The organism is Archangium sp. (assembly GCF_036388035.1).
GTDB lineage: Bacteria > Myxococcota > Myxococcia > Myxococcales > Myxococcaceae > Archangium.
The window spans coordinates 1-9,273 of record NZ_DASVSO010000457.1; the positions used below are offsets into that span (position 1 = coordinate 1).

The 9,273-nt window shown below is 72.2% G+C and carries 5 protein-coding genes; 1 reads left to right on the forward strand and 4 read right to left on the reverse strand.

Features of this window, described 5'->3' with window-relative positions; genetic code table 11:
- Positions 1-1,977, forward strand: a 1,977-nt coding sequence (locus VF697_RS18390; RefSeq protein ID WP_331096758.1) for an ATP-binding protein, incomplete at its 5' end; no start/stop codon positions are given.
- 37 nt (positions 1,978-2,014) lie between these two features.
- On the opposite strand, the gene VF697_RS18395 is transcribed toward VF697_RS18390, so the two are convergent.
- The 4 genes from VF697_RS18395 to VF697_RS18410 all read right to left on the reverse strand — a co-directional run.
- Positions 2,015-3,154 (reverse strand): oxygenase MpaB family protein, encoded by a 1,140-nt coding sequence (locus VF697_RS18395; protein ID WP_331096760.1) that lies wholly within the window; start codon positions 3,152-3,154, stop codon positions 2,015-2,017.
- Positions 3,155-3,257: 103 nt separating this feature from the next.
- Positions 3,258-5,525 carry a HAMP domain-containing sensor histidine kinase gene (locus VF697_RS18400; RefSeq protein ID WP_331096762.1) on the reverse strand — a complete coding sequence of 756 codons (2,268 nt, stop codon included), beginning with the start codon at positions 5,523-5,525 and terminating at the stop codon, positions 3,258-3,260.
- A 10-nt stretch (positions 5,526-5,535) separates the two neighbouring features.
- On the reverse strand, positions 5,536-8,700 hold the full coding sequence (locus VF697_RS18405) for an efflux RND transporter permease subunit (RefSeq protein WP_331096764.1): 3,165 nt from the start codon (positions 8,698-8,700) through the stop codon (positions 5,536-5,538).
- A 34-nt stretch (positions 8,701-8,734) separates the two neighbouring features.
- A partial coding sequence (locus VF697_RS18410; protein ID WP_331096766.1) for an efflux RND transporter periplasmic adaptor subunit occupies positions 8,735-9,273 on the reverse strand: 539 nt, incomplete at its 5' end.

Below are 9,273 nucleotides of genomic sequence, written 5' to 3' on the forward strand. Positions count from 1 at the left end.
CCCGTCGTCGAGCGCATCCTGGGGCTGCCGCCGGAGCGCTTCCCGGGCAGCAGCATGGCGGAGCTCGGCATGCCGCAGGAGCGGATGGCCCAATGGGAGGGCGCCTTCGGCGAGGCCTTCGCGGGCAGGGGCACGTCGCTCGAGTTCGTCTTCCCCACGCCGTCCGGGCCCCGCGCCTTCGAGGCGCACGTGGTGCCCGAGCGGGACGCGCACGGCGAGGTGCGCTCGGTGCTCGCCGTGGCCCGTGACGTGACGGAGGCGCGCAACCGCGAGCAGGCGCTGCGCGAGAGCGAGGGCCGCTTCCGGCTGCTGGCCGAGGCCGGGGAGCTGCTCTCCACCTCGCTCGACCTGGAGAGCACGCTGGCCGCCACCGCGCGCCTGCTGGTGCCCCGACTGGCCGACTGGTGCACCGTGGACCTCGCGGACGACGCCACCTCCTACCGGCAGGTGGTGGCCATCCACAAGGACCCGGCCCAGGTGGAGCGGGTGCGGCGGATGCGCGAGCGCTACCCGTCGGACCCACGCGCCCAGGGGGGCACCGCTCACGTGATGCACACGGGCATCTCCTCGCTCACCTCCGACATCAACGATGAGATGCTGGTGAAGGTCGCTCGGGACGAGGAGCACCTGGGCATGCTGCGCGAGCTGGGCCTGCGCTCCCTCATCGTCGCGCCCCTCAATGCCCGTGGACGGACGCTGGGCACCGTCACGCTGGCCACCGCCGAGTCGGCGCGGCGGTTGGGGCCGGAGGAGCAGCGGCTGGTGGAGGAGCTGGCCCGCCGGGCCGCGCTCGCGGTGGACAACGCCCGTCTCTACGAGGAGGCGAAGCGCGCCCAGGCCCGGCACGAGGTGGCGCTCGAGGCGGGGCGCATGGGCGCCTGGGAGTGGAACATCCCGGCCGGGCGCGTGTCCTGGTCGCCCACGCTGGAGCGCCTCCACCGCATCCCCGTGGGCAGCTTCGGCGGCGACTTCGAGGCCCACCAGCGCGACATGCACCCGGAGGATCGCGAGCGGGTGCTCTCCAGCATCCAGCGCGTGGTGGCCCAGCGCGAGCCGGAGCACCACGTGCAGTACCGCATCGTCTGCCCGGACGGCGAGGTGCGCTGGGTGGAGACCCACGCCCGACTCTCGCTGGACGAGGAGGGCCGGCCCTCGCGGCTCACGGGCGTCTGCACCGACGTCACCGAGCGGCTCGCCCTGGAGGAGAACGCGCGCCAGTTGGTGCGCGAGCAGGCCGCCCGCGCCGAGGCCGCGCGCTCCGAGGCCGAGCTCACCCGGCGGGCCCAGGAGCTGGCGCGCTCCAACGCGGACCTGGAGCAGTTCGCCTATGTGGCCTCGCATGACCTGCAGGAGCCGCTGCGCATGGTGGCCAGCTACGTGCAATTGCTGGCGCGGCGCTACAAGGGCAAGCTGGACCCGGACGCGGACACGTTCATCCGCTACGCGGTGGACGGCGCCATGCGAATGCAGGCGCTCATCAACGACCTGCTGGCCTTCTCGCGCGTGGGCACGCGGGGCAAGGAGCCGGTGCCCGTGCCGCTGGAGAAGTGCGCCGAGCGCGCCCTCGCCCACCTGCGCCTCGCCCTGGAGGAGTCCGGCGCCGAGGTGAAGGTGGAGCCACTGCCCTGGGTGAAGGGGGACGAGTCCCAGCTCGCCCAGCTCCTGCAGAACCTGGTGGGCAACGCGGTGAAGTTCCGCGGCGAGCGGCCCCCGCGCATCCGCATCTCCGCCACGCGCGAGGAGGACACCCTCACCGTCTCGGTGGAGGACAACGGCATCGGCATCGAGCCCCAGTACTACGAGCGCATCTTCGCCATCTTCCAGCGGCTGCACGGCAAGGAGGAGTACCCGGGCACGGGCATCGGCCTGTCCATCTGCAAGAAGATCGTCGAGCGCCACGGCGGGCGCATCTGGGTGGAGTCCACCCCCGGCCAGGGCAGCACCTTCCGCTTCACGCTCCCGGCGGCGGGCCCCTAGGTCCGCCGGCTTGGCGGACAGGCCCGCCCGGGCCGCCTCAGAGCTGCTGCTCGCGGCTGCGCACGTTCCAGGACTCGCCCAGCTCGGCGGGGATGCGGAAGGGGGGGCGCTCGTTGCCGCGGCTCACCCAGACGATGCCCTCCAGCAGCTTGCGGCCAAACAGCTCGGCGAGCTTCGCGCTCACCGCGCTCTGCTCGTCGCTCTCGTCCATCACCCAGCCCAGCAGCTTCAGCGGCTTGACCAGGTGGCGCGTCCAGTCCGAGGGCGGCACGGCGATGAGGTCCGCCGTGGAGTCCCCCACCAGGTGGCGGATGAGCGTGGCGCACATGCCATCGAAGAGGTCGCCGGGGACGATGTGCTCCAGCAGCTCGACGAGGGCGCGCGTCATCGCCTTGCCCTCGTCGCTGGCGCGGAACACGCGTCCGAAGATGCGGTCCGTGAGGCGCTCGCCGTCCTCGAAGTCCTCCGGCAGCAGGCGCTCGTCCACGCCCATGATGTAACCCACCACCCGCCACGCGTGGTAGTAGGCCTGCGCCTCGCGTGCCGAGAGGGTGTAGCCCATCTTCGACAGCGCGCGGATGGTCACCACCGAGAACGTCACCAGCGTGCCGGCCATGTCCTCCTGGTTGATGGGCTGGCCCCACGCGGGGTTCCACCGGCCGCTCTGCCGGATGAGGTGGCGCACGGCGGCGTGCATCAGCCGCACCTTCTGCGCGTCCCGGATGCCCCAGGCGTCCTCCTCGAGTCCGCCCGGGCCCATCACGTCCACCACCATCTGCGCCGTCTCCACGATGCGGCGCCGGGTGTCCGTCTGCAGGCGGGCGGGGAGGTGCAGCACCTGCACGCCCTGGGCCCCCGCGTAGCAGGTGGGCAACGCCGCGCACACCAGCGCCACCACCGACAGCGGGCCGCAGCGGCTGAACACCGCCTGCCCCTCGCGGATGAGCTCCTTGTCCGCCCACGAGGGCAACCGGGCGCTCTGCTGGAAGTAGCCCCGCAGCGGCGCGGGGAGCTGCTCCGCGTGCACCTGCTCGCTGGCCACCAGCTGCTTCATCAGCTCGTTGGCCGAGTTCACCAGTCCCTGCGAGAAGAGGCTCCGCACGGCTTCGTCCGCCGGCGGGTCGCACTGCTCGCGCATGGCATCCAGGAAGTCGTTCGTCCAGCGCTCGTCCGTCATCGAAGTGCTCCGAAGTGGCTGCGCCCTCCGCCGCGGGGCGAAGGACACGGCGCAGTGTGGCACACACGCCGGAGCTGATCGAAAAGGATGCTTGCCCGCCCGCTCAGTGGACGGTGGACTCGGGGCCCCGCTCCCGCTCGGCCGTCAGGGAGGCCCGGGGCAGGGTGAAGGAGAAGGTGCTCCCCTGCCCCGGCTCGGTCTCCACCTCCAGCCAGCCGCCGTGGGCCTCCACGAGGCCCCGGCTGATGGTGAGGCCCAGCCCCGTCCCCTGCCTGGCCGTCCCCTTGGCTTGCCAGAAGGGCTCGAAGAGGTGGGGCAGCGCCTCGGGGGGGATGCCCGGGCCGGTGTCGCGCACGGAGAAGCGCACGAAGTCCCCCTGGGGCTCCACCGTCACCGTCACGCTCCCGTCCTCGGGGGTGAACTTGAGGGCGTTGCCCACCAGGTTCGTCAGCACCTGGAAGAAGCGGTCCCGGTCACAGCGCACCCAGCTGCGCTCGCGAGCCGGGCGCGCCCGCAGCGCAATCCGCTTCTGGATGGCCAGCGGTTCGAGCAGCACCAGGCCCTCGCGCACCAGGTCGTCCGCCGCGTAGCGCCCCAGGTCCAACTTCACCCGGCCGGCCTGGAGGCTCGCCATGTCGAGCAGGTCGCGGATGAGCCGGTCCATCCGCTCCACCGAGCGCTCGATGGTGCGGGTGTGGTTGCGCATCCGCTCGCCCACCTCGCCCTCGGGGAGGAGCCGGCGCAGGAGCTGGACGCTCAGCGAGATGCTGCCCAGCGGATTCTTCAGGTCATGGCTCACCACGGCCAGCACCTCCTCGCGGGTGCGCACCGCGCGCTGGGCCTCGAGGAAGAGCCGGGCGTTCTCCACCGCCACCGCCGCGCGCCGGCCGAACTCCTCGGCCAGGGTGAGGTCCGCCTCGGTGAAGCGGCGCTCGGTGCGCGACGACACGAAGGTGAGGGCGCCGAAGGGCTCGCCGTGCGCCAGGAGGGGGACGACCATGGCCGAGCGCGCCCCCAGCAGGTGCAACGGCGCCCCCTGCCGCACCCCCAGCACGTCCGCGAGCCGCCGGGGGCTCTCCAACTCCGGGAGCAGCAGGGGGTAGCCCGTGCGCAGCACGTGCGCCAGGGTGCCGGACTGCGCCGGGTCCGTCGGGCGCCGGTCCGCGAGCTCCGCCAGGTGCCCGGCCCGGGCCGCGTCCACGTGGGTGGCCGCCACCTGCCGCGGGGCGCCCTCCGGCTCCAGCAGGTCCACCACGCACCAGTCGCCGAGCCGGGGCACCGCGAGCTGGGTGAGGGTGGCCAGCGTCTCCGCCTCGTCGAGCGAGGCCGACATGGAGACGCCCGCCTCCGAGAGGAAGCGCTGGGCCGAGGCGAGCGTGCTGGCCTCCTGCTCGGCGGCCTCGGCCCGGGAGCGCTCGCGCATCTGGGCGGCGGCCTCGGCGCGCGCGGCCTGCTCCCGGGCCACCAGCCGCATCCGCTCCTCCTCGCCCCGCAGGCGCCGGGCCTCTACCCGGTCCAGCGCGAAGGCGGCGCCCCACACCAGCGCGGCGAAGACGATGACGTTGCCCGTGGCGATGAGCGCCACCGCGAAGGGCAGCGCATAGGCCTCCGCCCGGTAGCCCGCGAGCACCCCTCCGCCCAGGAGGATGGGGAGGACGAGCGCCGGCGGCAGCAGCCAGCGCGAGAGCACGCCCCCCACGCCCGAGTGGGTGACGACCTTCATGAAGCCGCGGTCCGGGCGGGCGTTGAAGACGCCGACGGAGAGCAGCAGGAAGCACACCGTGGTGTGGACCGACATCTGCGCGTAGCGGGTGATGCCGGTGAACTCCTGCTGCCCGTAGAGGTAGCCCACGAAGCCCACCAGCGCGATGACTCCGGCCAAGGCCGCGAACCACTGCGAGGGCCAGCCCACCCACCGCGTCTTCACTTCGATGGAGAAGAGCGCCACGCCGAGCAGGACGTAGCAGAGGGCCGTGTTGGGGGCCATCCTCCCCGGGTAGCCGAGCTCCGCGTCGCGGGCGTTGTCCGTCACGAGGAGCTCGTCGAGGCCCAGGTCCAGGTCAAAGGGGTACTGGGTGAGCGTCAACCCGGCGATGAGGACGACGAGTCCCGAGCAGCCCCGAGCGGTGTGCCGCACGAAGGCGCTCTGCCGGGGAAGGCCCGCCAGCAGGAGCGCCAGCCCGGAGAGGATGGCGCACAGGGCCGAGTTGGCCTTCATGGTGGGCAGGCCCGGCCGCAGCCCCTTGAGGGAGGGAATGTCGAGCACCCACGCCACCAGGACCACCAGCCCCACCAGCAGGACGGCGCCGCCCTGGACCCTCGAAGCCCGCCTCAGGTTCCGGCAGAAACGCGCATGGACCGTCACCTCCATGGCGCTCTCCTCACGCCCCTGGCCGGGGCTGGGGTGGCCCGTGCCCCGGCTTGTGCTCCCCGGGCCCCAGGGTGCGCCGCAGCTTGCTCATCGCCCAGGTGCGCCAGTCGTGGAGGATTTCATACACCGTCGGAATCACCAGCAGCGTCAGCAGCGTGGAGGTGATGACGCCGCCGATGACGGCCCGGCCCAGCGGCGCCCGGAAGTCGCCCCCCTCGCCCACCCCCCGCGCCACCGGCACCATGCCGGCGATGAGGGCGAACGTCGTCATCATGATGGGCCGCAGGCGGATGCGCCCCGCCTCGATGAGCGCCTCCCGCATGGGCTTGCCCCGCGTGTGCGCCCACTTGGCGAAGTCGATGAGCAGGATGGCGTTCTTGGCGACAATCCCCATCAGCAGGATGACGCCGATGAGGCTCATGATGTTGAGCGTGTCCCCCGTCACCAGCAGCGCCAGCACCACGCCGATGAGGGACAGCGGCAGCGAGACGAGGATGGCCACCGGGTCCAGGAACGAGCCGAACTGGATGACCAGGATGAGGTACATCAACAGCACCGCCACCCCGAGCGCGAGGAAGACGCGGCTGAACACCTCGGCCTGGTCGCGCGCCTCGCCGCCCTCGCCCAGCTCGTAGCCCGGCGGCAGCCGCACCCGCGCCGTCCGCGCGCGGATGTCCTCCATCACCTCCGACAGCGAGCGCCCCGCCACGTTGGCCTGGATGTTGATGACGCGCTCGCGGTTGAGGTGGTTGATTTGAGCGGGCCCCACCGTCTCGCGGATGCGCGCCACCTGCCCCAGGGGCACCAGCGCCGCCGTGCCGCCCTGCCCCGCGCCCACCACCAGGGGCAGTCGCCCCAGGTCGCTCGGGCGCATGCGGGACTCGGGGACGAGCCGCACCACCACGTCGCGCGTCTCGCCCGAGGGGTCCACCCAGTCTCCCGAGTCCACCCCCGCGAAGGCCGCGCGCAGCGCCTGCCCCACCTGGGCCACCGACACGTTGAGCCGGCCCGCCACGCCGCGGTCCACCTCCACCTCCACCTCCGGCTTCTGCCCGCGCGTGGACAGGCCCACGTCCACCGCGCCCGGCACCTTCTCCACCTCGCCGCGCACCACCTCGGCCAGCCGCGCCAGCTCCCGCGCGTCCGGCCCACGCAGCTCCAGCTGAATGGCCTTGAAGGCCCCGCCGAAGCCGCTGGTGAAGACGGACACCCGCGCGCCGGCCACGCGCGCCATCTCCTGGCGCAGGGTGACGCCGAGCGCATCCTGGCTCACCTCGCGCGTGGCCTTGGGCTTGAGCCGCACGTAGATGAGCGCCTGGTCCACGCCCGGCGAGCGCAGCGGCAGCGGCGTACCGATGGCGGTGAAGGTGTACGCCACCTCCGGGTGGCTGCGCGCGAGGCGGGACACCTCCTGCACCTTGCGCCGCGTGTAGTCGAGGCTGGAGCCCGCGGGCGTCTCCACCAGCATCTCGATCTCCGCGCGGTCACTCGTCGGGACGAAGCCCGCCCCGCCCAGGGTGGCCTGGAGCCCCAGCGCGCCCACCAGCGAGCCCACCGCCAACAGCACCATGGCCAGCCGGTGGTCCAGCGCCCAGGCGATGACGCGCTTGTAGTTGTCCGCCTGCCGGTCGAACCAGTGGTTGAAGCGCGAGAGCACCCGCGAGATGGGGCCCTTGCGCGCCCCCTGCTCCACCGCCGGATCCGGCCAGTACGCCGACAGCATCGGATCCAACGAGAAGCTCACGAAGAGCGACACGAGCACCGAGCACGCGATGGTGAGGGCGAAGGGCTTGAACCACTGCCCGGCCACGCCGTACATGAAGGCCACCGGGACGAACACCGCCACGATGGAGAACGTCGTGGCCGCCACCGCGAGGCCAATCTCGCTCGTGCCCTCGCGCGAGGCCGTGTAGTGGTCCTTCCCCATCTCGATGTGGCGCACGATGTTCTCGCGCACCACGATGGCGTCGTCGATGAGGATGCCGATGGCGAGGTTGAGGCCCAGCAGCGACATGGTGTTGAGCGTGAAGCCGAACGCCCACACGCTGATGAAGGAGGCCAGCACGCTCACCGGCAGCGCCAGGCCGGTAATCACCGTGGAGCGCCACGAGTTGAGGAAGAGGAACACCACCAGCACGGTGAGCAGCGCGCCCTCGAGCAGCGCGCCCTGCACGTTCTCCACGGCCTCGTCCACCCGGACGCCCGAGTCGCGCACGATCTCCATCTTCACGCCCGCGGGCAGCGTCTTTTGGAGCTCGGCGACGCGCTCGCGGATGGCGTCGGACACCTGGGTGGTGCTGTAGCCCTTGGTCTTGAGGATGTCGATGCCCACCGCCTCGCCCGCGTTGTAGAGGGCCAGGGTGCGCGGCTCCTCGGTGCCGTCCACCACGTTGGCCACCTCGCCCAGCCGGATGGGGCGCCCGCCGCGCTCGGCGACGACGACGCGCGCGAAGTCCTCGGGCTTCTCCAGCCGGCCCTTGAGGCGGATGGTGGTCTCCTCCAGCGGCCCGTCCAGCCGGCCCACCGGAGCGGCGAGGTTCTGCGTCTGCAGCGCCTGCACCACCTGCGAAATGCTCAGCCCCGCGGCCTGCAGCGCCGCCGGGCGCACGAACACCGTCATCTCCCGCTCGATGCCGCCCACCACCGAGGCCTGGGCCACTCCGGCGATGGAGCGCAGCTCGCCCACGATGCCCGGGTCCACCAGCCGGGTGAGCGCCGTGGCCGGCAGCTTCTCCGAGGTGATGGCCAGCGAGACGATGGGGATGTCCGCCGGATCGAAGCGCGTGAGGACGGGCTCCTCCATCTCCAGCGGCAAGTCATTGCGCTTGCTGGAGATGGCGTCGCGCACGTCCTGGGACGCCTGCTGCAGGTCCTTCTCGAAGTCGAAGAAGATGGTGAACTGCGCGAGGCCGTCCGTGGCACTGGAGGTGGACTGCGCGGCGTCCACCCCGGTGATGCTGAAGAGGGCGTCCTCGATGGGCTCCACCAGCTCGCGCTCGACCACCTCGGGCGAGGCGCCCGGGTAGGCGATGGTGACGTTGATGATGGGCTGCTGGACGTCCGGGAACTCGTCCGTCTGCAGCGCCACCAGCGCCACCAGACCGAACACCACCAGCGCCACCATGGCGGTGATGGTGACGATGGGCTTCTTGATGGCGAAGTTGGAGATGAACACGGAAGCTCTCCCTCGATGAAGGTAGGCGCGAGGCTCAGCGGGGCTGGGACTGTCGGGGCTGCTCCTCGGCCGGCGGAGTGCCGGCACCACCTACGCCCGGCTCGGGCTCCTCGGGCTGTTCGGGCAGCCGCACCTCCACGCGCGTGCCCTCGGCCAGGTCCCTCGCCGAGCCCCGCAGCACCACGTCCCCGGGCTGGATGCCGGAGCGCAGCTCCACCCACTGGGCGATGTCATCCGTCATGCCCAGCGTCACGTCCACGCGCTCCACCCGGCCGTCCTTCACCCGCAGCACCGCGGGAGGATCCGCGCGCGTGTCCACCGAGGACACGGGCACGGCGGGCACCTCGCGCTGGAGCGCCGCCACCCGACCCTCGGCGAAGAGTCCGGTGAGCAGCGACTGCTCGGTGTTGGGGAGGGTGACGTAGAGGCGCACCTGGCCGGTGGCCGGATCCACCGCGGGGTTGATGCGCTCGATGCGGCCCTGGAAGCCGCGATCTCCATAGCCGCCGACGGAGAAGTCCACCCGCGTCCCGGGCTTCAGCATGTCGAGCTGCGCGGCCGGCACCGAGGCCT

Bases quoted from the DNA above. Each gene is read 5' to 3' on its own strand.
- VF697_RS18395 (WP_331096760.1), bottom strand. From the start codon at position 3,154: ATGACGGACGAGCGCTGGACGAACGACTTCCTGGATGCCATGCGCGAG.
- VF697_RS18400 (WP_331096762.1), bottom strand. From the start codon at position 5,525: ATGGAGGTGACGGTCCATGCGCGTTTCTGCCGGAACCTGAGGCGGGCT.